The following is a 23,331-nucleotide window of genomic DNA, read 5'->3' on the forward strand; positions in this document are numbered from 1 at the left end:
TAAAAATTCCCGTAAGTTTGTGAGATCACACAAATTCACCTTCCACAACGGAAAATTAACTAAGGAATTCAACGCATGGCGGCAGAGTGGGACGGCAAATCGAGAGGAACAGTCTTTGGGTTCAAAGTGTTTGTATTCTTTATTAAAAATTTCGGAATACGCGCGGCCTATACATTAATGCATCTTCCCATCCCTTATTTTTGTTTGTTCTCCCGCAAAAATGTGCGCGGACTGTATTACTACTTCCATAAACGTCGCGGCTATTCTTGGTTAAAAAGCTCGATAAGCATCTACAAATCGTATTACGTCTTCGGCCAAACCTTAGTGGATAAGGTGGCAATTTCTTCAGGCTTACGAAAATCCTACACCTTCGAATTCGATGGAGAAGAGGTGTTGAACGAGGCCCTTGCACAGCAACAAGGAGGAATCCTAATAAGTGCGCATGTAGGTAATTTTGAATTGGCACAGTATTTCTTTGCCGAACGTCTTACAAATGCCTCAGTTAGTATCGTCATCACCGATCAGGAACATCAGGATATTAAGGAATACTTGGATCAATATTTAAAAAGAGAACGCACGCATTTTATCATTATTAAAGAGGATCTTTCGCATATCTTTGAGATAAATGCCGCACTTTCAGAAAATAGAATTATCTGTATTACCGGCGATCGTTATCTCGATGGCGCAAAATGTATGCGATCTACCTTATTGGGAAAAGAAGCAAAATTTCCTGTAGGTCCTTTTCATTTAGGGGCTAGATTACGTGTTCCGGTGCTGTTCGTGTATGTAATGCGGGAACCAAAACGACATTACCATTTATACGCACGACGTGTGGAAGTAAAGCCGAAAGATGCACAAGATCTTTTAAATAAATACACCGATCATGTGTCACGCGTATTGAATAAATATCCGTTACAGTGGTTTAATTTTTACGATTTTTGGGACGATATAGACTAATGGATCAACTCAATAACATACTAAAACTACCGCTTCAAGGAAAAGCACACATGGAACAGTTGCTTCCACATCGCGACCCTATGGTATTGGTCGATACGTTGGTCGAACATTCTGAAAACCGTGCCTTAGTGCACTTAACAGTTATGAATTCAACCCTATTTGTTTCCGAAGGAAAATTGGTGGCATCAGGCCTTATTGAACATATGGCCCAAGCTGCAGCGCTGCACGCCGGGTATACCAAGTATCAGCAAAATCTTCCTGCGCAAGAGGGCTATATCGCGGCGATTAAAGAAGTTGAAATCACTAAGGTGCCAGAAGTTGGTAATCGAATAGAGACCGAAGTACAATTGACCTTCTCCGCTGCAGAATTGTCCCAAGTGCAAGTTACAAGTCGTGTTGGTGATAACGTATTTGCCGCCGCAACTATGACCGTGATTACCAAAAAACAAGATGACCTATGAAAACAACCAAAACACAACTAACCGTTTCACATCCGATAAGGGTACGCTTCAACGAAACAGATTCGTTAGGCATTGTGTGGCATGGTAATTATTTGAGTTATTTTGAAGAAGGTCGCGAAGCATTTGGTCGGCAGTACGACCTAACCTATTTAGACATTCAAAACAAAGGCTTTGCGGTGCCTATAGTCGAGTCCACATTGTCTCACAAGAAACCATTACGATACGGTGATGTAGCCACCATAGAGACCACTTTTCTCGATTGCAAGGCTGCCAAACTAATGTTCAACTATACCATTTTTAATGCGTCAAAAGAAGTGGTGTGCACCGGCAAAACCACCCAGGTCTTCACCCGAACTTCAAATGGGGAACTAGCACTCCTAGTCCCTCAATTTTTAACCCAATGGAAGAAAAAAGTAGGTTTGTTACATGGGTAAGGTATATTTATCATACAACAACATTATATCGCCACTGGGTAGCGATAGTGTATCGGTTGTCGATGCTGTTCAGCAAGGCAGGTCCGGTTTAAAACGTATTAATGATCCTCGACTATCTCCAAACCCTTTTTATGGTTCGCGTATTTCTTCGGAAGAATTAAAAGATCATAAAAGCATTCCATCACCGTCGAAGTCATATACGCGACTGGAGACGCTTATGATCGCAGCTATCGATTCGGTATTGAAAGCTTCTAACTTAGAGCTAACGGACAGGGTAGGCCTCTTTATTGCTACTACTAAAGGAAACATCGATGTGTTAGACAAAGCACATCCCTTTTCCGAAGATAGGGCTTACTTAAATACGCTCGGAAAGGTCATTCAACATCACTTTAAATTTACCAACGAAGCACTTTTGGTGTCTAATGCTTGTGTTTCGGGTTTGTTAGCTGTGGTAATGGCAAAACGCTATATCGATCTTGGTGTTTACGATCATGTGATCGTCACGGGAGGCGATGTGTTGTCGAAATTTGTGTTGTCCGGATTTAGTGCGTTTCAGGCGATGAGCCATGAACAGTGTAAGCCATATGATCTAAACCGATCGGGGATCAATATTGGAGAGGCCATTGCAAGTCTGTTGGTCACTAAAGACACGCAATTGCTTAGCGATGACGCAGTGCAAATCCTTGGCGGGAGTTCTTGTAATGACGCCAATCATATTTCTGGTCCGTCGAGAACAGGTGAAGGCTTATACCGTAGTGTGCAGTCTGCCATGAAAGAAGCTAAAATACATACTGAAGCGATAGATTATATTGCTGCGCACGGAACGGCGACCCTATTCAATGACGAGATGGAATCCGTAGCTTTCGACCGATTAGGAATGAATTTAATTCCGCTCAACAGTTTAAAAGGCTATTTTGGACATACCATGGGTGCTTCAGGTCTAGTAGAGACCATTGTAGGGATGCATTCCCTTCATAGAAATACGTTATTCGCCTCTTTAGGATTTGAAGCGATAGGGGTTTCAAAACCCATACATGTAATTCCAGAGACCAAGCAAGTTCCCTTAACCACATTTCTAAAAACCAGTTCGGGATTTGGAGGCTGTAATACGGCGGCCATATTTCAGAAAATAAAAGAAAACTAACCACCACGCATATGAATAGTAATTCCTCAATAACCAAAAAACCGCTTCGTGCAATAGATGCACTAGCCGAAGCACAGAAGATTGCATTTGCCCCCTTTATATTTCAAACCACTGTATCCCTTCGGAATCTGGGTGTTTTTAATCTAATATTCGATAAAAGATCGAAAGGCGGCGTAACTATTGAAGAATTATCGACGGCCTTGTCACTTAGCACCTACGGCTTGGGAGTTTTACTTGAAATCGCAGAAAGCGCCGGTATCGTATTAAAAAATGAGGCTGAAAAATACGAACTAACCAAAACGGGCTATTTCCTAAATTATAACAAGACGGTAGACGTGAATATTAATTTTACGCAAGATGTTTGCTACAAAGGGCTTTTTTACTTGGAAGAAGCCATAAGAACAGGAAAACCGGCCGGCTTAAAAGAATTTGGTGATTGGAATACCATTTACGACGGCCTATCACAATTGGACCCGGAAGTACAACGATCATGGTTCGAATTCGACCATCATTATTCCGATGAGATCTTTGAACACGCACTCGAACGTGCCTTCGCTTCAAATCCTTCCAGCCTTTATGACGTAGGTGGGAACACCGGTAAATTTGCCATGCAATGTTGTGCATACAACAAGGATGTGAAGATCACAATTTTTGATCTTCCGGGGCAGTTAAAAAAAGCCTTAACAAATGTGGCTGATGCCGGATATGGGGAACGAGTAAACGGAGTGCCAATCGATTGGTTGGCTCCTAACCCACAAATGGTTTCCGGTGCCGATGTGATTTGGATGAGTCAGTTTTTAGACTGTTTTTCCGAAGAAGAGATCGTGAAAATACTATCGGTTTGTGTGCAAGCAATGGATGCAACGACCGAATTGTTTATCATAGAAACATTTACCGACCGACAGCAATTTGATAATGCGAAATTTGTGTTGGAAGCAACATCCTTATATTTTACGGCATTAGCGAATGGCAATAGTAAGATGTATTCGTCGACGGTATTCCTTCGACTTATTGAAAAGGCGGGGTTAAAAGTAATGGAGGACACCGCTTTAGGCGACTTCCACACCATGCTGGTTTGTAAAAAGCAATAATGAAGAACGACCATTTTATACAGGATTATATTCGTATCAAGGACAACCGCATCAAATTGGGTGAGAAAGTTCTATTTGAAAGCGATTCAAAAAGTTTTGCAGCTTTTGCAAAAGCGACGTACCAACATTTTAATGGTAAGTATCCTAAGTTCTTTAAAATGGACGCATTAAGTAAACTTGCATTCTTGGCCGCTGAGATCCTTTTATCAAATCAAAAATACGTGGACGAGAATACAGCCTTGGTATTTTCAAATAGAGCGGGTAGTTTAGACACCGACCGTAAACACCAAGAAACCATCGCAGACGCGAATAATTACTATCCCAGTCCGGCTGTTTTTGTGTATACACTGCCTAATATTTGTTTGGGGGAGATTAGTATTAAACATAAGCTACATTCCGAGAATAGTTTTTTTATATTTGACCACTTTAATGCAAACCATTTGTTTCAGTACAGCAGCGGTTTGTTACAAGCAAATAAAACAGCTTCAGTGCTGTGTGGATGGGTAGAAATGGACACCGAAAATTACGATGCATTTCTTTATCTTGTAGGAGAAAATGGGGCGCTTCCGCACACAACCGATGCTATTAATGAAGTGTATAACAATGAATGAACTAAAACAAGAGTTAAAAGCTCAAATTATAGAACAATTGAATTTAGAGGATATGACGGTTGCCGAAATTGAAGACGATGACGCGCTGTTTGGCGACGGATTAGGACTTGATTCCATTGACGCCCTCGAATTAATCGTTATGCTAGATAAAGATTACGGTATAAAATTAACCGATCCCCAACAAGGTAAAGAGATTTTTCAGTCAGTCAACGTATTAGCAAACTATATTGCCGAACACCGGACCAAATAATACCTCACAACCTCGGGTTGCGATCACCGGAATGGGAATCATTTCGGCCATCGGGAATTCGGTCGATGAAAATCTTAGCGCATTACTTGCTTCGGAAAGTGGGATTGGTACCATTCAACATATCAACACCAACCACAAACAGCAAATTCAAGTAGGAGAAGTGCGTTATAGCAATTCAGAGCTCGCTGAAATACTACAATTACCTTCAACGAACAATTACACTCGCACTGCCTTACTAGGTACGATCGCAGCAACAGAAGCCTTACAACAAGCCGGAAAGCTGAGCAATGCAAGTCGCGTCGGACTCATTTCGGCAACGACCGTTGGCGGGATGGACCAAACCGAACGTTATTATAAAGAATTCACAAGCCGCCCGGAAGTGCAACACTTTATTTCGAGTCACCACGCAGGCGATAGTACACAAAAAATTGCGACACAACTAGACATCACCGGTTATGTAACAACCATAAGTACGGCCTGTTCTTCGGCGGCAAACGCGATTATGCTTGGCGCTCGACTCATTCGAGCAGGAAAATTAGATCGTGTCGTAGTAGGCGGTGCCGATCCTTTGTCGAAGTTTACCATCAACGGATTTAAGTCGTTGATGATCTTAAGTGACGAAGCCTGTGCACCTTTCGATGCGAATCGCAAAGGGTTAAATTTAGGCGAAGGCGCAGCCTATCTGGTGTTAGAATCTGAAGAAATTGCTAAAAAACACCATCATTCTGTTTTGGCCTATGTGTCGGGCTACGGAAATGCCAACGATGCCTTTCATCAAACGGCTTCTTCAGAAACGGGCGAAGGTGCTTATTTAGCCATGAAACAAGCTATAAATTTGGCGGGTCTTACCACCAGCGATATCAGTTATGTTAATGCTCATGGTACGGCGACCCTTAATAATGATCTTTCAGAGAGCGTTGCGCTATCACGCTTGTTCGGGGAGCAGGTTCCAGCTTTTAGTTCTACAAAATCATTTACGGGACATACTTTGGCTGCAGCCGGTGGCTTAGAGGCAGTCTTTTCTGTGATGGCATTACAGCAACAGAAGATCTTTGCAAATTTGAATTGGGAAAATGCGATGCCCGAAACCAATTTACGACCCGTTACTAAATTGCAACAACAAACCCTTTCTCACGTATTGTCTAATTCCTTCGGATTTGGAGGAAATTGTTCCTCCTTGTTATTATCGAGATCATGAAAGGCTGTTTTATACATAGTGCTGTTTCGATCTCGCCGCAACTTACTTTCGATGCAGATGATCTGTTGTTCGAGATTCTTCCGAAGCAAGAACAGAAAATCACCGCTTATCACCCCGATTATAAAAAAATGATCGCGCCCGCTGCTTCGCGCAGAATGGCTCCCGGAGTAAAGATGGGAGTTGCCAGTGCATCGAAAGCACTAGAAATTGCTAATCTAAAATCACCAGAGGCTATAATCGTAGGTTCCGGGATGGGATGTATAGCCGACACCGAAAAATTCTTAGACGCTATCATTACCAACGACGAAGCCTTTATTAGTCCAACAGCCTTCATACAGTCTACCCATAATACAGTAGGGGCTCAAATTGCCTTAGGGCTAGAATGCAGAGCGTATAACAATACATTTGTTCATGGATCGGCCTCGTTCGAGTCGGCCTTAGCCGATGCACATCTCATGATCCAACAACAAGAAATTACAACGGCTTTGGTAGGAGGAGTAGACGAGTTGGGAACACAGTTTATCGATTATCAATTATTAATCGAAGCCAAAGAATCGCAACCGGTCAGGGTTCCTTTCGGGGAAGGCGCACACTTTTTTGTGATGTCCTCAGAACGTAACCCTCATGGTTTCGCGCAGGTAATGGACGTTGCACTTTTTGATACGATCGCCACTTCGGAAATTGAGGTGGAAGCACGTAGCTTCCTAGCATCGAATCAACTTTCCGAAGAAAATATTGACGCTGTAATCTTTGGAACAAATGGCGATGGCTATGATGTGTATTATGAGTTGTTGGCAAACACATTGTTTAGCAACCTTCCACAAATGAGCTACAAGCATGTAGGAGGAGAATATTATACGGCCTCCGGATTTGGTTTTTGGTTGGCCGCGAAAATGCTGAAACACCAACAATTCCCTGCTACTTTTCTTCGGAAAGGGACGGTCAAAAACACAGTGAACACTATTTTATTGTACAATCAATTTAAAGGAAAACAGCACAGTATTGTGCTGCTAAGAAGATGTTAAATCATAGAGCTACATCCTTTCTTGCGATCTTAGTCTTGTTAGTGCTGGCTATTGCGCATCAGTTTGTACCTCTATGGATGGGGTGGTATCTATTGGTGGCCTTGCTTTGGTTGGGAATCACTGTGTATGGCTCATTTACCCTGCGTTCTAATTATTTTTTAACTGCAGTTACTCAAGGTCCGAGTACCGCGAAAAAAGTGGCAATCACGTTCGATGACGGGCCCAACTCCACCTATACGCCACAAGTGTTGCAGTTGTTAGCGCAGTATAATGCAAAAGCAACTTTTTTTTGCATTGGGAAACGGTTGGAGTCGCAGATTGATCTTGCGAAACAGATGGTAGCAGCAGGACATGAATTGGGAAATCACTCTTATTCGCATTCTTGGTTTTTTGATTTCTTCGGAAAGAAACGCGTGACCAACGAACTTAAGAGGACCAATGCATTAGTGTCGGAAGTCTCCAAGCAATCCAATGATTTATTTAGACCGCCCTACGGAGTAACAAATCCCGCAATTGCGAAAGCTATTTCAGAAACCAATAACACAGTGGTGGGATGGAATGTGCGTTCTTTCGACACGGTTAGTAAGGACCCGAAAGCTGTGATCAACCGACTCACAAAAAAAGTACAACCCGGTGCAATCATCTTGTTGCATGATTCTCATGATCGCATTCAATCTATTTTGGAACATTTGTTGCTATTTTTGCAACAACAAGGTTACGAAATGGTAACCGTTAACGAGTTGCTGTATGATTCATAAGCATATTTTAATAGTACTCTTCACATTTTTATCGACCGCGATCGCAATTGGTCAAGAGGAACTTTCCGAAGAAGAACGAACTACTTTTAAAGAGAAAGTTCGGGAATCGGCACAAAACACAACTACTATCGTAAGTGATTTTAAGCAAACGAAACATGTAAGTGTCTTGGATAACGACATTGTTTCTAAAGGAAAATTGAAGTTTAAAGATCCTAATAAGGTAAAATGGAGTTATACCGAACCATTTGATAATACAGCGATCTTTAAGAACAATGCCTTGTATGTGATCGAGGAAGGAAAGACCAATACTATTGATCTCGGTGCTAACAAGATCTTTAAAAGCTTGAATAGTTTGATCGTACAAAGCATTAAAGGAGATATGTTCGACGAATCACAATTTGACATCACTTACTTCAAAACTTCGAATGGGTATCTAGTTCGATTTGCTCCTATTGAACGACGTTTACGACGGTACATCGCAGCTTTCGAATTGCAATTCACCAAAGACGATGCAACAGTTGTATCGGTGCGGCTAATAGAACCTAACAGTGATTTTACGCATATTGAATTTGTAGATCGAAAGCAGAATGTCGCAGTAGGTGATTCCGAATTTAAGCATTAATCCAATTTACCATGCCCCTATTAGATTTTTACACTGTTTTAGAAAAGGCGATAACAGAAGCAGGGCATGTAAAATATGTGATACAGTTAGACCCTGACCATTTAATTTTTGAAGGGCACTTTCCACAGCATCCTATCTTGCCCGGTGTGGCTATGCTCCAACTACTTAAAGAATTGGCAGAACAGCAATTAAATAATGAGTTGCATTTGCAGAGAGCGACGAATGTCAAGTTTTTAAGTTTAGTCAACCCCAAGATACATTCTATTCTGGTATGCAATCTCCACATAGATCGTCACCAAAACATGGTGAAGCTGAAAAATAGCATTACTTTTGAAGACGAAACTGTGGTACTAAAGTACAACGGCACCTATACAATAAACTCGTAGCCCTAACGAGGCACTTTTATGGAGCATGCTACAATTCATACAAAAATGAAGGCACTGCGCTGCTGCGTGGTAATTCCTACTTACAACAATCACAAAACACTGCCACAAGTGCTGGTTGGCGTGTTGCAATATACCAATGACATTGTCGTGGTTAACGATGGTTCTACCGACGATACAAAAAACATCCTTGCCAATTATCCACAAATAAAAACGCTGCATCTAGCAACCAACCGAGGAAAAGGCAACGCCCTCAAATTAGGATTTAAAAAGGCAGTTTCACTGGGTTTTGATTACGCCATTACTTTAGATAGTGATGGGCAGCATTTTCCTTCAGACATTCCTTCCTTCGTAAACAAACTAGCAGGTTCAAAGAATAAAGACATGTTGCTAATTGGCGATAGGAATATGAACGAATCCAATGTGTTGGCGCGTAGCAGGAAAGGAAACAGAGTGTCGGGATATTGGGTAAAAGCAGTAACAGGTCTGAATTTAAACGACACTCAGTCCGGCTTCCGACTATATCCAATTAAAAAGTTGGATCAATTGCGTTTTTTTAGAAGTACCCGCAAGTTTGAGTTCGAGGTAGAGGTGATCGTAAAAGCACATTGGGCGGGAGTTGCGGTTAAGAATATTCCAATAAATATCTTATACGATCAAGCCGAGCGCGTGTCTCACTTTAGGCCGTTTATGGATATTGCTCGTATCGTGATCTTGATCACCTGGTTTCTTTTGGTCAAACTTTTTTATATCCTTCCTCGAGAGCTCTACAGGAAGGCAAAAAAAAAAGGAATTAGAAGGTTCTTTGCCGAAGACCTTTTAGGAAGTAGCGATACGCCCAAAAAGAAAGCGTTGTCTATTGCCTTAGGGGTGTTTATCGGACTTTCACCTTTATGGGGATTTCACACGGTGATCGTTATCTTTTTAGCCATCCTTTTTAGGTTGAATAAAGTGATTGCCTTTGCTTTTTCGAATATTAGCTTGCCGCCTTTTATACCGCTTGTATTATTTTTAAGTGTGCAAACCGGAAACCTAGTCTTAGGAGAAGACACTGTATTTGCAATGGAACAATTACAAGACTTCGAAATGGTTCGTCATTTAAAGTCGTATATCGTTGGAAGCATTACCTTGTCGGTTTCTTCTGCCTTGATAACCGGTGTGATAAGTTATATCTTATTTTCCTTGTTTCAGCCTAACAAACAATTGAAGCGTGCCTAGTTATTTTTTACGTCAATATCGTTATTTTAAAGCACATCGTCCGTTGTTCTGGATACTGCTTATTCTCGCTTTTGCAGTCTTAGGCATACTGGCTAGCAAAATTTCTTTTGAGGAAGATATTACCAAGCTCATTCCTTCCAAAACTGAGAATCAACAGCTTCAAAAGGTCATGAAGACCATCGATTTTACCGATAAGATCGTGGTGAACATAGAACGAACCGACAGTGGAACGGTAGACGATCTTACTCAAATGGCTTCGCGATTTATTACAGAGATCGACAGTACTTCCGAAGCATTTATAAAAGGTATTCAAGGAAAGGTTGAAGAGGAAACCGCCTTAAAAACCTTAGACTTTGTTTATAAGAACCTACCACTGTTCTTGAACCAAACCGATTATCGTACTTTGGATGCTACACTGCATTCAGACAGTATTGCCAACCTATTAAAAGGGCATTATAAGACCTTGATTTCACCTTCGGGCATTGTTGCAAAAGAAACAGTGTTACGCGATCCGTTCGGGCTTTCGTTAGAAGGGTTGCAGCAATTAAAACAACTAGGGGTTGGTGATGATTTTATAATACACAATGGTTTTTTATTGAGTGCAGACAAACAAAATTTATTGTTGTTTATCACCCCTCAATTTGAATCGGGAGATTCGAATGCGAATCAGCAACTTGCGACCAATTTGTATTCGTTGCAAACGCAATTAAACGCCGATTACCAAAACAGCGCAACCATTTCTTATTATGGAGGGGGGCTTGTGGCAGCTGCAAACGCCCAACAAATAAAAACCGATATTCAATATACGGTTGGGATCGCACTTACCCTGCTACTGCTAATTTTTATAGGATTCTACCGCAAAATAACGATCCCAATGTTACTGCTGTTACCAACGGTCTTTGGAGCCTTGCTAGCCATCGCATTCCTTTATATTGTGCGCACGCAAATTTCGGCTATCTCCTTAGGCATAGGTTCGGTGTTGTTGGGTGTTACCTTAGATTATTCTTTGCATATATTAACCCATCTGCGCAATAATGAACGGGTAGAAACACTGTATGCAACTATTACCAATCCAATTCTATTAAGCAGTGTCACGACTGCCATTGCATTCTTGTGTTTGTTGTTTTTAAAGGCGCCTGCCCTGCAGGATTTAGGAATTTTCGCTGCGGTTAGTGTGATTGGCTCTGCCGTGTTTGCCTTGCTATTTATACCGCAATTGTATAGGAAGCCTCCAACTAAAAAAGTTGTGATTGCTTCGGAAACTGATACATACTCCATAAAACATCGCACAGTATTAGACAGGTTGGCGGCTTTCAATTTTCATAAGAGCAAGCTGGCTATTAGTGCCTTGTCGTTCCTTTTGATTCTAAGTGTATTTTTCTACGGAAAGGTCAGGTTTAATAACGATCTGTCACAACTTAATTACGAGCCTGAGCATTTGCAACAGGCACAACAAAAACTTGACGCCTTGACCGATGCGGGGGCGAAGTCGTTGTATGTGGTTTCCTTCGGAAATGATCTTCAGTCGGCTTTGGCGGTCAATGATTCTGTGTTTAGCATCTTACAGTCGTTAAAAGCGAACGGCACGATTCGAAGCTTTTCGTCGGTGGGGGCATTGGTAACGGCTGAAACAACACAACGCAGAAAAATTGATCATTGGAACACATTTTGGTCACCGGAACGCATAGACAGTACGAAAAAGTTGCTCATTTTAAATGGGGAACGCTTCGGATTTAAACCAACGACGTTTCAGCAGTTTTATAAAACACTCGAAGGTGATTTCTCTACCCGCTCTGTAGCCGACTATCGTGAACTAAATACCTTCGCGATCGATGATTTTATTACTTCCGAAGCAGCAATTACAACCATTATGTCTCCCGTAAAATTAGATGAAACCAATGTGCAAAAGGTCAAGGAGGTTTTTTCAGAAATACCACAACTCGTGCTTATAGATAGACAAGAATTGAATGAGGATCTACTAGGCAATCTAAAGGACGAATTTAATTCGCTAATCGTTTACAGCCTGTGCGCGGTGGTACTGTTATTAGTGCTTTTTTATCGAAATTGGCGTCTAACGCTGGTAACTGCGATCCCTATTTTGCTTTCTTGGTTTATTACCATAGGCGTTATGGGCGTGTTCAAATTCGACTTTAATATTTTCAATGTAATAATTTCAACCTTTATCTTTGGATTGGGAGTGGATTACAGTATTTTTATTACCAACGGTTTGCTACGAGAGAACACGACTAATTCAAACGCATTTATGACACATAAAACCTCTATTATACTGTCGGTTCTTACCACCATGTTGGGAGTGGGTGTGCTTGTTTTTGCAAAACATCCCGCTTTATATTCGTTGGCAGTAGTATCGATTATTGGGATAGGTACTACAATGTTGGTTGCTTTTATTTGTCAACCCATATTGTTTCAAGTTCTTGTAAAGGACCGGGCAACACAAATATCAAAATAAGCAGATGGGAACGATTAAGACCATTCCGATAGCGCGTGTAAAAAACATCACCAAAGAAACGTTTGTAAAAGAGTATTATAAGCCACAACGCCCTGTTCTTATTGAAGATCTCACCAGATCTTGGCCGGCCTATGAAAAATGGAACCTAGACTACATTCAAAGCTTGGCCGGAGACCAAATCGTACCACTATACAATAATGAACCTACCAAGGGTCGGAAAAAATCGGTTGTGCCTGCTAAAAAAATGAAACTGTATGACTATATAGAAATTTTAAAATCAGGTCCTACCGATCTTCGAATGTTCTTTTATAATGTGTTGCAGAAAATGCCCGAGCTGACCAAAGATTTTTCTTATCCGGATATAGGGCTGCCTTTCTTTAAAAAACTACCGGTGATGTTCTTTGGCGGAAAAGGTTCTAAGGTGTTGGCGCATTACGACATGGATTTGGCAGATCTGCTTCATGTACACTTTCATGGGGAGAAGACAGTAACGCTATTTCGTCCGGATCAAGCAAAATACCTATATAAAGTCCCTTTCACTGTACATAATTTGGAAACCATCGATATGGATAATCCCGATTTTACCAAATATCCCGCTTTGCAACAAGTAGAAGGGATCTCAGTAACTATGAAACACGGTGATGCCCTTTATATGCCAAGCGGATATTGGCACTATATCACCTATCTAAATGGGGGCTTTTCGATAACATTAAGAGCTTTCCCTCGCCATCCAAAAAAATTAGCCAAACTGTTCTCCAATTTGCTTTTTATGCGCAATTTCGAAAATATAATGAGGCGTACATTAGGACAAAAATGGATCGATTATAAAGAGAATAGAGTCGTTGCTCGATTAAATCGGCGTTACTCAAAACAACAGCATGATTAAAAAGTTTGCATCATTTTTACCCCTTCTTGCGTTGTTGCTTTCGTTACTGTTTGTTTCCTGCGGAATCAATAGGTCGCTAAAGCATCGTCCGGACCTTTCACAGTACAATAGTGAGGAACCCGTGAAGACGGTTGTAAATGATTCTACTTTTTTCGTCGGAAACAGTTTTCTTACTAAGAACCAACACGGGCTATGGGAAATGTATGTTGAAGGCGATGCCTTAGAACGCGGACTGCGAATGGGAAGTCTTACTGAAGCGTTACTGCAAAAGCAGGAAGCGGTGTTCTTAAATAAGGTGAACGAATTAGTACCGTCCCCATCCAAACAAAAATTTCTTCGGAAGTTCTTATCATGGTACAATCGAAAACTACACCTTCATATAACTCCCGAGTATCAAGCCGAGATCTATGGCGTTTCCAGATTTGCTTCCAACGAATTCAACGAAATTGCACCGCCCTACCTTAGGGCTATGTATCTACATGGAGCTCATGATATTGGTCACGCTTTGCAGGACTTGGCGTTGGTTGGTTGTACCTCTTTTGCGGTCTGGGACGATAAAAGCGCCGATGGGCAGTTGCTAATAGGCCGAAACTTTGATTTCTATGCAGGTGATGCTTTTGCCGAAGAGAAGATCATAGCATTTGTAAATCCGGAACACGGTTATAAATTTATGTCGGTGACCTGGGGTGGAATGATCGGAGTAGTTTCGGGTATGAACGAACACGGCCTCACGGTTACGATCAATGCAGGGAAATCGAAAATCCCCTTGGTCGCTAAAACACCCATATCGTTAGTGACACGAGAGATCTTACAGTATGCTACCACCATAGATGAGGCGATCGATATTGCCAAAAGGAGAGAAGTGTTTGTTTCCGAAGCCATTTTTATTGGAAGTGCCAAAGACGACCGCGCAGCGCTTATTGAAGTGGCCCCTAGGAAGTTTGGAGTGTATGAGGTCGAAAATTCGGCAAATCAATTGATCTGTTCAAATCATTTTCAAAGTGAAACCTATGTGAACGACCGCCGTAATCGCAAGACCATAGAAGAGAGTCACACCCAGTACCGATTTGATCGAATGGAAGAATTATTAGATAACGCCCAAAAGATCGATCCCGCTCTCGCAGTTTCTATTCTTCGGAACAAAAAAGGATTGAACGATAAAGATCTAGGGTATGGAAATGAAAAGGCGATCAATCAGTTATTAGCACATCACGGTATTGTTTTTCAACCGGAAGAGCGACGCGTATGGATATCCACAAATCCGTATCAATTAGGAGAATTTGTTGCTTACGACTTAGATGATGTCTTTGCCAATCGCAGCGGCAACCCTTCCGAAGTAAGCCTTTCTATACCTGCCGAAACCATTGCGCAAGATCCGTTCGTTGATAGCGACACTTTTGCTCAATACGAGGAATACCGTACACTTGAACGCAAATTTGAAAATGCATTGGACGGTGAGAGCCATACCTTAAAAACACAAGAAGCCGAACAACTCATCGCGCTCAACAGCGCTTATTGGAAGGCATATTACTTGGCCGGTCGTTATTATTACGATACAGAAAATTATGATCGTGCTGTAGAAAAATTATCGATTGCCGTACAAAAAGAAATACCTTCGCTGGCAGAATTGGAAGAGGTGGAAAAATACCTTCGGAAGGCGAAACGTAAACATTCTAACCAATAGGTGCTAATGAAAATACCAACTATTGAATTACGATCGAGAGCAGACATCAAGGCGTTTCAAGAAGAAAAATTGAAACACCTATTAGAATATCTGTTTGCGAATTCTCCCTACTATCAACGTATCTTTAAGCAGCATCAAATTGAGGTCTCGTCCATACGGTCGTTAGAAGATCTGCGAAAGATTCCGTTTACTACCAAGGACGATCTACAACACTACAACGAAGAATTTTTATGTGTATCACACAAAGAGATAATCGATTATGTGACTACTTCTGGTACTCTGGGCGAACCGGTTACTGTTGCATTAACGGACGCCGACCTCGACCGTCTTGCATATAATGAAGCTATTTCCTTTGCTTGTTCGGGTATTACTGCCAATGATACCATACAATTAATGACGACCATAGATCGTCGATTTATGGCCGGTCTCGCGTATTTCTTAGGGGCTCGAAAATTAGGCGCCGGTATTGTTCGTGTTGGCTCCGGTGTTCCCGAATTACAATGGGACAGTATTCTAAAATTTAATCCAACGTATTTGGTATGCGTTCCTTCTTTTCTTCTGAAACTGATCGACTACGCAAAGCAACATGATATTTCACTTTCAGAAACGAGTGTAAAAGCAGCCATTTGTATTGGTGAACCCATTCGTGAAGCCGACTTTGGTTTAAACCTGTTGGCTAACAATATTAAAGAAGCTTGGGATATCGAGCTATACGCTACTTATGCATCTACCGAAATGAGTACCGCATTTAATGAATGTGCAAGCCATCGCGGAGGTCACCAGCACCCGGAATTGATCATTACCGAAATAGTAGATGAGAATGATGTGCCTGTCGAGGAAGGGGTAGCCGGCGAATTAGTGATCACTACCTTAGGAGTTGAAGGAATGCCGTTACTCCGATTTAAGACCGGAGATATTGTGGAAGCACATACAGATGGTTGTGAGTGTGGTAGGAACACGCCTCGACTTGGTCCGGTTTTAGGGAGGAAACAGCAAATGATAAAGTATAAAGGAACCACCTTATATCCGCCGGCCCTTTACAATGTGTTACATCATTTTACCGAGATTGAAACCTTTGTAATAGAGTTGTTTCAAAACGAGCTCAACACCGATGAGATACGAATAAAGATTGCGGTCGAGCAACCTTCCGAAGCATTGACCCAAAAGATCATAGATCATTTTAGAGCTAAATTAAGAGTACGTCCCACCATAGCGTTTTGTACGGCAGCAGAAATAGACTCGATTCGACAACCGGCTATGAGCAGAAAACCTGTTTGGTTGATCGACACCCGAAACAAGCATTAATCGTTGATCGGAATACGCTCGCTCAACAGCCGCCATGTATATCCAAGATCACTAGTCTCATCTAGGTCAAAAACGGAATAGTACCTTAGCATGTAATTAGGATTTTCGGGATCTACGCGTATGGGAACCAAGGTGTCGCTCATATTGTCTTTATGGATCGCGAAGCTGTTCACAACCATAGACCATTGACCGTTTTTTAATTGATAGAGGTAATATTTGTTAAAGACGGGATCTTTTATTTTGGCCGTTACAAGCAAGAGGTCGCTTTCAAATTCGGGAAACCGCAGCATGCTCAAATTGGCACCATAGGTCTTTGGAATTTTGATGGTAGGTGCCTTATTCGATTCGAACGAAATGATCGCCAATCCGTTTCGTTTATCGATCTTTTCTACGAAGGCATAGAATGGAACATTGCCTGCTTCATAATTAGCGGTAACAGCACCTTTAGGTAAAACCGGTTTAATTGGGACCACCTCTACCTCGTCTTCGACCTCGGTTTCTTCTGTAGGGTCGTTGCCTATCACGTTCTTATTCTTTTGCGGCGGAGTGCCGCAATTTAGAAATAGTAGGCATATTCCAATTCGAAAGAGATGCTTCATTAGATCTTAAATGTGATCACTGGCATGTTAGCATGGTTTACCATATCTTCACTTATACTTCCGTTAAAGAAATGCGACAGTCCTTTACGACCATGGGTGCTCATACCCACTAATTGGGCATTGGTTTCTTTGGCGAAATTGAGAATTCCTTTTTCTACCGAATTGTCATTGTAAACATTTAAACTGTAATTTTCAACATTGGATCCTTTTACGAAATCCTGCATCATTTTCTGTGCTTCGGAAGAAGTTTTAAATCCGGCAGGCGTGTTCACATACAGTAAGTTGATCTTAGCCCCAACGGTCTTTGCAAATTTTTGAGCTTCCTCAAAACTTTTTTTACATTCTGAAGAGAAGTCGGTAGCAAAAACAAAATTGTCGACATCGAAAGAAGGGTGTTCGTTCTTTATAACGAGTACCGGGATTTTAGAAGTGCGAACAACTTTTTCTGTATTACTTCCAATAAACATTTCTTTAAATCCACTAGCTCCGTGTGAGCCCATGATGATCAATTCGATATCGTTGGTGCGTACGGCTTCGGAAATATCGTCGTAGATCTCTCCATGACCAATGGTCTGGTACACCGGTACATCTTGAAGAAATGGTTTTTTGAGGGTTTCTTCAAAGTGTTTTTCGGCCAATTTTATAAAGTACAACGCTTCGGGTAGACTTCCGGTACTTCCAGAATTAGCCAGGTGTAACGGCATTTCCATAGAGTGCAGCAAAAAAATCTCACTATCGTGTTTTTTTGCCATTTGAGCCGCTACTTTCAAGGCATTGTCTGCCTGCGGAGAGAAATCGGAAGGTACTAAAATTCGTTTCATACAAGATCTAATTTGAAGTTGGTTTAATAGCATTAAGGTACAAAAATAAATCAGGGCGCAGTCGTTTTTATAATCGTAAAATTTGTAGTATATTTGCAGCGAATTTGATATGCAACGAGTTGAGGGGACGGAAAGTCCCCTCTTTTTATAGCCAAAAATGATGCAGGAAAAAGTTTTACCATTGTTGGAGCAGGCCTTAGCCGATAATCCATCGCTGTTTTTAATTGATGTGAGAATTTCTGAAAATAATCAGATTCGCGTTATAATAGACGGTGATAATGGGGTGACTGTGGAAGATTGTATAGCCGTGAGTCGTGCCATAGAGCACAACCTCGATAGAGAGACCGAAGATTTTTCGTTAGAGGTGATGTCTGCGGGTGTTTCGGAACCGTTAACACTTCCGAGGCAATACAAAAAGAACGTAGGAAGAAAGCTAAAGGTGAAGACGGAAGCGGGTGAAACCATAGAAGGAGAACTCACCCAAAGTGATGAGGATACAGTAACCTTGCAGTGGAAGGCAAGAGAACCAAAACCGGTTGGAAAAGGAAAAGTAACCGTTCAAAAAGAAGCGGTGTTACCATATAAAGAGATTGTTGAAGCAAAAGTGATGATAACATTTAATTAATAATGACATGGAAAATTTAGCGTTAATTGATTCTTTTTCAGAATTCAAGGACGATAAACTGATTGATAGAGTAACGCTGATGGCGATACTTGAAGACGTTTTTAGAAACGCGTTAAAGAAGAAATATGGTAGTGATGACAATTTTGATATCATTATCAATCCCGATAAAGGAGATTTAGAGATCTGGAGAAACCGTGTGGTTGTTGCCGATGGTGAAGTAGAAGAGCCAAATGAAGAGATTTCTTTAACGGAAGCTCGTAAGATTGAAGCGGATTTTGAAATTGGTGAGGATGTTTCCGAAGAGGTAAAATTAATCGACCTTGGACGTCGTTCTATTTTGGCATTACGTCAAAATTTGATCTCCAAGATCCACGAACACGATAACACCAATATTTACAAGCAGTTTAAAGAACTGGAAGGAGAGATCTATACGGCCGAAGTTCATCACATTCGTCATCGTGCCGTAATTTTACTAGACGATGAAGGAAATGAGATCATTCTTCCGAAGGACAAACAAATTCCTTCCGACTTTTTTAGAAAAGGAGATAATGTTCGTGGAATTATTGAAAGTGTGGAACTTAAAGGGAACAAGCCGGCAATTATCATGTCGAGAGCAAACCCATTGTTCCTTGAAAAATTATTTGAACAAGAGATCCCGGAAGTGTTCGACGGACTTATTACCGTTAAGAAGGTGGTGCGTATCCCCGGAGAAAAGGCTAAAGTGGCGGTAGACTCCTACGATGATCGTATCGATCCTGTGGGTGCCTGTGTGGGTATGAAAGGTTCAAGAATTCATGGCATTGTTCGTGAATTAGGAAATGAGAACATCGATGTAATCAATTATACTAATAACTTACAGTTGTTTATCACAAGAGCGTTGAGCCCTGCAAAAGTGACCTCTATCAAATTGAACGAGGAGACGAAACGCGCCGAAGTAATTCTTCGACCTGAAGAAGTAAGTAAGGCCATTGGTCGTGGTGGACATAACATTCGTTTGGCGGGACAACTTACTGGTTACGAGATCGACGTATTGAGAGAAGGTGCCGAGGAAGACGTAGAATTAAGAGAATTCTCTGATGAGATCGAAGGATGGATCATCGATGAATTCCGTAAAATTGGTCTGGACACAGCTAAAAGTGTGTTAGAGCAAGATATTCATGATTTGGTGAAGCGAACCGACCTAGAGGAAGAAACGATCGCCGAAGTTATCAACATATTAAAAGAAGAATTTGAAGAGTAGTTGAAAGTTTAACTACTTTTATATTTATATTACAAAGAAAAGAACAGACCCAATTTATGGCTGAAGTAAAAACAATGAGGCTTAACAAAGTATTACGGGAATTCAATATCTCTCTTGATCGTGCCGTGGAATTTTTAAGTTCCAAAGGATACGAGGTGGACGCACGTCCAACCACGAAGATCACGGGTGAAGAATACCAAGTGCTTTTTGATGAATTCCAAACCGACAAAAGTAAGAAGATAGAATCGAAAGAGGTCGGTGAGGAAAAGCGAAAAGAGAAAGAAGAGCTTCGCCTAGAACGGGAACGTGAGCTTGAAGAAAAGCAGAAGAAGGAAGCTCCCGAAGTGATAAAGGGAGAAGCCAAACTCGACGGACCGAAACAAGTAGGGAAGATCGACCTGGATGCTAAAAAGAAAGAAGTCAAGACCGAAGAGGTCAAGGAAGAGAAGGCTAAGGAAGAGAAAGTCGAGAAAAAGGAAACGCCTAAGGCCGAGGCCAAGGTAGAAAAACCTGCTGCTAAATCGGAAGAAGCCGAAAAGCCAAAGGCAAAGGCGCCCGAGAAAAAAGCCGAGAAAGAAGATGCCAAACCTGCTAAAGCAAAGGAGGAGCCTAAAGAAGAAAAGCAGGAGGAAGCCGAAGGGGGTAACAAGATCGTCGAGACCAATTACAAAAAATTAGACGGACCGAATTTTACAGGCGAAAAGATCGACCTGTCGAAATTTAAAAAGCCTGAAAAGAAAAAAGATAAGAAAGACGATAAGAAGTCTGAAAAGAAAGGACGTCGTCGTCGTATAAGTAAAGATACTTCAAAAGGTGGTGGAAACTACCGAGACAATCGAGGCAAAGGAAGAGGACGTTCTAACGTGCCTAAAGAAGAGCCGAGCGAGGAAGAAGTGCAAAGACAAGTTCGGGAGACCCTTGAAAAACTTCAAGGAAAGTCTTCTAAAGGTAAAGGAGCCAAATACAGAAGAGAGAAGCGTGATAGTCACCGTCAAAAGACAGAGGACGAACTGGCACAACAAGAAATGGACAGCAAATTGCTAAAAGTAACCGAGTTTGTTACTGTAAGTGAGGTTGCTACCATGATGGATGTTCCTGTTACCAAGATTATCTCTGCGTGTATGTCCCTCGGAATGATGGTGACCATGAACCAGCGCCTCGATGCAGAAACTTTATCGATCGTAGCCGATGAATTTGGGTACGATGTTGAGTTTATTACAGCCGATATTGAAGAATCCATCCAAGAAGAAGAGGATGCTCCGGAAGATCTCGAGCCTCGTGCACCAATTGTTACAGTAATGGGTCACGTAGATCACGGTAAAACGTCATTGTTGGATTATATTCGAGAAGAGAATGTGATCGCCGGTGAGTCTGGTGGAATCACACAACATATTGGGGCCTACGGAGTGCAGTTAGAGAATGGTCAGAAGATCGCATTCTTAGATACTCCGGGTCACGAAGCGTTTACCGCCATGCGTGCCAGAGGAGCACAGGTAACCGATCTTGCTATTATTGTAGTAGCAGCAGATGATGATATCATGCCTCAAACCAAAGAGGCAATAAGCCATGCACAGGCGGCTGGAGTGCCAATCGTGTTTGCTATTAACAAAATTGATAAACCTACAGCCAACCCCGATAAGATCAAAGAAGGCTTAGCCTCTATGAACTTATTGGTTGAAGACTGGGGTGGTAAAATTCAATCACACGATATTTCTGCAAAAACAGGAGAAGGTGTGAACGAACTATTAGAAAAAGTACTGCTAGAAGCAGAATTATTAGAGCTAACAGCGAATCCGGATAAACCTGCTAATGGAACTGTAGTAGAAGCGTTCTTGGATAAAGGTCGTGGATACGTTTCCACTATCTTGGTACAAGGAGGAACGTTGCGAATAGGTGATTATGTATTGGCAGGACAGCACAGTGGTAAGGTAAAAGCCATGCACGATGAGCGCGGAAATAAAATCAAGAAAGCAGGACCTTCCACACCGGTATCTATATTAGGTCTGGATGGAGCGCCGCAGGCAGGTGACAAATTCAATGTATTTGAGGACGAACGCGAAGCTAAAGATATTGCCGGTCGTCGTACACAATTACAACGCGAACAATCTGTAAGAACACAACGCCATATCACATTAGATGAGATTGGTCGTCGTATTGCCCTAGGAGAGTTTAAAGAGCTCAACATTATCCTTAAAGGTGATGTGGACGGATCTGTTGAAGCCTTGACCGACTCGTTCCAAAAGCTATCTACGGAAGAAATCCAAGTAAATATAATACATAAGGCGGTAGGACCAATAACCGAAAGTGATGTGTTGTTGGCTTCGGCCTCAGATGCGATTATCATCGGATTTAATGTGCGACCTATGGGTAATGCTCGTCAAATCGCCGATAAAGAAGAGATCGATATTAGAACCTATTCGATCATCTACGATGCGATCAACGATCTCAAAGATGCGATGGAAGGAATGCTCTCTCCTGAAATGAAGGAAGAGGTAACCGGTACCGCAGAGATCCGTGAAACATTTAAGATTTCCAAGGTCGGTACCATCGCAGGTTGTATGGTACTTACCGGAAAGATCTTTAGAAATTCCGGTATCCGTTTGATCCGCGAAGGAGTTGTTGTACATACGGGTGAATTAGACTCGTTAAAACGATTTAAGGATGATGTGAAAGAAGTTTCTAAAGGGTACGATTGTGGTATTCAGATCAAGAACTATAACGATATCAAGGAAGGCGATACAATAGAAGCGTTCCAAGAAGTTGCAGTAAAGAAGAAATTAAAATAAGAAGTTTTTCTTCGGAAGAAAAGCGCTCGCCATTGGCGAGCGCTTTTTTTTTATTGTCATCTCGAATTGTCATCTCGAACGTAGGTGAGAGATCTCTCTTGGAGTGATAATGTAGTTGTAAGATTCTTCGCTTCGCTCTGAATGACAGTTATATGTCATCTCGAACGTAGGTGAGAGATCTCTCTTGGAGTGATATTTTGTAAGATTCTTCGCTTCGCTCTGAATGACATGAGATTCTTCGCTTTGCTCTGAATGACAGTGCGGATCACAGCAAGCTTACTTGCGGCGTTCAGGCTTTAGGATAAAAGCAGAACTAAAATTATCTTGAATGGCAAGTAAGGCACGATCGGCGTCTAACCGACTGCTAAAATTTCCAACCCAAACCTTATAATTAGGTGTTTCATACTCGATAGAAGCGGGCCAAGTTCCATACAAACCACGGTATTTTTTTATGATCGAATTCGCGCGATTTAACTCTCCATAATACAACTGTATGGTGTACCCATCACTTAATTTATTGTCCTTTTCCAGTGACTTCTTTAATTCTAATAATTGTGGGATTTTCCCATCTTGATTTATAGTGACACTGCCCGATTGTCCAAAAGTTGCTTCCGAAGCGAACAGGGCTAAAAAACTGAAAATAAATAGGTTACGATATATTGTAGAATTCATGGGTTTGTATGTTTAGTGCAAATGTAAATCTTATTAACTTCCGAAGTGATAAAAATATTATTTAGAATAAATATAAATTAACGATTAACAC

General features: G+C 41.5%; 23 protein-coding genes. 20 read left to right on the forward strand and 3 right to left on the reverse strand.

What is annotated here, in order from left to right:
- The first annotated feature begins 75 nt into the window (after window positions 1-75).
- Genes DWA30_RS03725 through flxY form a run of 17 tightly spaced genes read left to right on the forward strand, consistent with a single transcriptional unit; the run spans window position 76 to window position 16,497 of the window.
- Window positions 76-957, forward strand: a complete 882-nt coding sequence (locus tag DWA30_RS03725) for a lysophospholipid acyltransferase family protein (RefSeq protein ID WP_114491195.1) — start codon at window positions 76-78, stop codon at window positions 955-957.
- A complete protein-coding gene (locus DWA30_RS03730; RefSeq protein ID WP_114491196.1) occupies window positions 957-1,418 on the forward strand; it encodes a hotdog family protein in 462 nt (153 codons plus the stop codon). The genes DWA30_RS03725 and DWA30_RS03730 overlap by 1 nt, the downstream gene beginning before the upstream one ends.
- A complete protein-coding gene (locus DWA30_RS03735; protein ID WP_114491197.1) occupies window positions 1,415-1,852 on the forward strand; it encodes an acyl-CoA thioesterase in 438 nt (145 codons plus the stop codon). Before DWA30_RS03730 ends, DWA30_RS03735 begins: the two co-directional genes overlap by 4 nt.
- Entirely contained in the window at window positions 1,845-2,996 is a 1,152-nt protein-coding gene (locus DWA30_RS03740; RefSeq protein WP_114491198.1) for a beta-ketoacyl synthase N-terminal-like domain-containing protein, read from the forward strand. The genes DWA30_RS03735 and DWA30_RS03740 overlap by 8 nt, the downstream gene beginning before the upstream one ends.
- Window positions 2,997-3,007: 11 nt before the next feature.
- Entirely contained in the window at window positions 3,008-4,087 is a 1,080-nt protein-coding gene (locus DWA30_RS03745) for a methyltransferase (RefSeq protein WP_245933858.1), read from the forward strand.
- Window positions 4,087-4,698 carry a 3-oxoacyl-ACP synthase gene (locus DWA30_RS03750; protein WP_114491199.1) on the forward strand — a complete coding sequence of 204 codons (612 nt, stop codon included), beginning with the start codon at window positions 4,087-4,089 and terminating at the stop codon, window positions 4,696-4,698. Before DWA30_RS03745 ends, DWA30_RS03750 begins: the two co-directional genes overlap by 1 nt.
- Window positions 4,691-4,948 (forward strand): phosphopantetheine-binding protein, encoded by a 258-nt coding sequence (locus DWA30_RS03755; protein WP_114491200.1) that lies wholly within the window; start codon window positions 4,691-4,693, stop codon window positions 4,946-4,948. The genes DWA30_RS03750 and DWA30_RS03755 overlap by 8 nt, the downstream gene beginning before the upstream one ends.
- On the forward strand, window positions 4,926-6,146 hold the full coding sequence (locus tag DWA30_RS03760; protein WP_262510096.1) for a beta-ketoacyl-[acyl-carrier-protein] synthase family protein: 1,221 nt from the start codon (window positions 4,926-4,928) through the stop codon (window positions 6,144-6,146). The genes DWA30_RS03755 and DWA30_RS03760 overlap by 23 nt, the downstream gene beginning before the upstream one ends.
- Window positions 6,143-7,171 carry a beta-ketoacyl synthase chain length factor gene (locus DWA30_RS03765; protein ID WP_114491201.1) on the forward strand — a complete coding sequence of 343 codons (1,029 nt, stop codon included), beginning with the start codon at window positions 6,143-6,145 and terminating at the stop codon, window positions 7,169-7,171. The genes DWA30_RS03760 and DWA30_RS03765 overlap by 4 nt, the downstream gene beginning before the upstream one ends.
- A complete protein-coding gene (locus DWA30_RS03770; protein WP_114491202.1) occupies window positions 7,165-7,929 on the forward strand; it encodes a polysaccharide deacetylase family protein in 765 nt (254 codons plus the stop codon). The genes DWA30_RS03765 and DWA30_RS03770 overlap by 7 nt, the downstream gene beginning before the upstream one ends.
- Window positions 7,919-8,551 (forward strand): flexirubin biosynthesis/transport protein LolA2, encoded by a 633-nt coding sequence (gene lolA2, locus DWA30_RS03775; RefSeq protein ID WP_114491203.1) that lies wholly within the window; start codon window positions 7,919-7,921, stop codon window positions 8,549-8,551. Before DWA30_RS03770 ends, lolA2 begins: the two co-directional genes overlap by 11 nt.
- A gap of 11 nt (window positions 8,552-8,562) precedes the next feature.
- On the forward strand, window positions 8,563-8,937 hold the full coding sequence (locus DWA30_RS03780; protein ID WP_114491204.1) for an ApeI family dehydratase: 375 nt from the start codon (window positions 8,563-8,565) through the stop codon (window positions 8,935-8,937).
- Window positions 8,938-8,982: 45 nt separating this feature from the next.
- Window positions 8,983-10,152 (forward strand): DUF2062 domain-containing protein, encoded by a 1,170-nt coding sequence (locus DWA30_RS03785; RefSeq protein WP_245933859.1) that lies wholly within the window; start codon window positions 8,983-8,985, stop codon window positions 10,150-10,152.
- Window positions 10,145-12,622 (forward strand): MMPL family transporter, encoded by a 2,478-nt coding sequence (locus DWA30_RS03790; protein WP_114491206.1) that lies wholly within the window; start codon window positions 10,145-10,147, stop codon window positions 12,620-12,622. The genes DWA30_RS03785 and DWA30_RS03790 overlap by 8 nt, the downstream gene beginning before the upstream one ends.
- A 4-nt stretch (window positions 12,623-12,626) precedes the next feature.
- Window positions 12,627-13,508, forward strand: coding sequence for a cupin-like domain-containing protein (locus tag DWA30_RS03795; protein ID WP_114491207.1), 882 nt, complete (start codon window positions 12,627-12,629; stop codon window positions 13,506-13,508).
- Window positions 13,501-15,192 carry a C45 family peptidase gene (locus DWA30_RS03800; protein WP_114491208.1) on the forward strand — a complete coding sequence of 564 codons (1,692 nt, stop codon included), beginning with the start codon at window positions 13,501-13,503 and terminating at the stop codon, window positions 15,190-15,192. The genes DWA30_RS03795 and DWA30_RS03800 overlap by 8 nt, the downstream gene beginning before the upstream one ends.
- Window positions 15,193-15,198: 6 nt before the next feature.
- On the forward strand, window positions 15,199-16,497 hold the full coding sequence (flxY, locus tag DWA30_RS03805) for a flexirubin biosynthesis putative acyl-CoA ligase FlxY (RefSeq protein ID WP_114491209.1): 1,299 nt from the start codon (window positions 15,199-15,201) through the stop codon (window positions 16,495-16,497).
- Here flxY and DWA30_RS03810 read toward each other — a convergent pair.
- Both DWA30_RS03810 and DWA30_RS03815 read right to left on the reverse strand, forming a co-directional pair.
- A complete protein-coding gene (locus DWA30_RS03810) occupies window positions 16,494-17,096 on the reverse strand; it encodes a hypothetical protein (RefSeq protein WP_114491210.1) in 603 nt (200 codons plus the stop codon). The genes flxY and DWA30_RS03810 overlap by 4 nt on opposite strands.
- The gene (locus DWA30_RS03815; protein ID WP_114491222.1) at window positions 17,096-17,917 is read right to left on the reverse strand and encodes a universal stress protein; all 822 of its coding nucleotides are present in this window, start codon (window positions 17,915-17,917) and stop codon (window positions 17,096-17,098) included. The genes DWA30_RS03810 and DWA30_RS03815 overlap by 1 nt, the downstream gene beginning before the upstream one ends.
- 157 nt (window positions 17,918-18,074) lie before the next feature.
- On the opposite strand from DWA30_RS03815, the gene rimP reads away from it, so the two are divergent.
- The 3 genes from rimP to infB are packed head-to-tail and all read left to right on the forward strand — an operon-like array spanning window position 18,075 to window position 22,568.
- On the forward strand, window positions 18,075-18,542 hold the full coding sequence (gene rimP / locus DWA30_RS03820) for a ribosome assembly cofactor RimP (protein WP_114491211.1): 468 nt from the start codon (window positions 18,075-18,077) through the stop codon (window positions 18,540-18,542).
- A 7-nt stretch (window positions 18,543-18,549) separates the two neighbouring features.
- Window positions 18,550-19,782, forward strand: coding sequence for a transcription termination factor NusA (gene nusA, locus DWA30_RS03825; protein WP_114491212.1), 1,233 nt, complete (start codon window positions 18,550-18,552; stop codon window positions 19,780-19,782).
- A gap of 56 nt (window positions 19,783-19,838) precedes the next feature.
- A complete protein-coding gene (gene infB / locus DWA30_RS03830) occupies window positions 19,839-22,568 on the forward strand; it encodes a translation initiation factor IF-2 (protein WP_114491213.1) in 2,730 nt (909 codons plus the stop codon).
- Between the two features lie 276 nt (window positions 22,569-22,844).
- Here the strand turns inward: infB and DWA30_RS03835 are convergent, their stop codons facing one another.
- Complete coding sequence (locus tag DWA30_RS03835) at window positions 22,845-23,240, reverse strand: SPOR domain-containing protein (protein WP_114491214.1); 396 nt, start codon at window positions 23,238-23,240, stop codon at window positions 22,845-22,847.
- Window positions 23,241-23,331 lie beyond the last annotated feature (91 nt).

The sequence above is a fragment of the Candidatus Ulvibacter alkanivorans genome, from assembly GCF_003333325.1.
GTDB classification, from domain to species: domain Bacteria; phylum Bacteroidota; class Bacteroidia; order Flavobacteriales; family Flavobacteriaceae; genus Ulvibacter_A; species Ulvibacter_A alkanivorans.